The following is a 423-nucleotide window of genomic DNA, read 5'->3' as shown; positions in this document are numbered from 1 at the left end:
TCGATCACGAGCGTTTGATTTTCACGCACGAGCCGAGTCGTCAACTGGTGAAGCAGGTCCCGGCGCCGGTCGGCAATCCGCGCATGGGCCCTGGCGACGCGGCGGCGGGCCTTGTCCCGGTTCGCCGAGCCCTTGGCCTTGCGGCACAGCTCCCGCTGCGCCCTGGCCAGCCGGGCCCGGTCACGGCGCTCATGCCGGGGGTTGGCGACCTTCTCCCCCGTGGACAGGGTCAGCAGGTGGCCCACTCCGACGTCGATGCCGACCGCCGTGTCCGCGGCGGGAAGCGGTGTGACGCTGGGGTCTTCGCACAGGATCGAGACGAACCAGCGCCCGGCCGCGTCCTGGGACACGGTCACCGTGGACGGCTTCACCCCCGCAGGCAGCGGCCGGGGCCACACAATGTCCAACGGCTCCGCCATCTTC

The 423-nt window shown here is 71.2% G+C and carries 1 protein-coding gene; it reads right to left on the bottom strand.

Translation table 11 applies throughout. The features are described from left to right. Positions 1-423 (bottom strand): RNA-guided endonuclease InsQ/TnpB family protein (locus tag TN53_RS42550; protein ID WP_046264277.1); only part of this gene is annotated, 423 nt, incomplete at both ends.

It is taken from the genome of Streptomyces sp. WM6386, from assembly GCF_000972385.1.
Taxonomy (GTDB): Bacteria; Actinomycetota; Actinomycetes; order Streptomycetales; family Streptomycetaceae; genus Streptomyces.
Note: the sequence above shows the minus strand (reverse complement) of the source record. Positions and strands in the feature narration are given on the sequence as shown.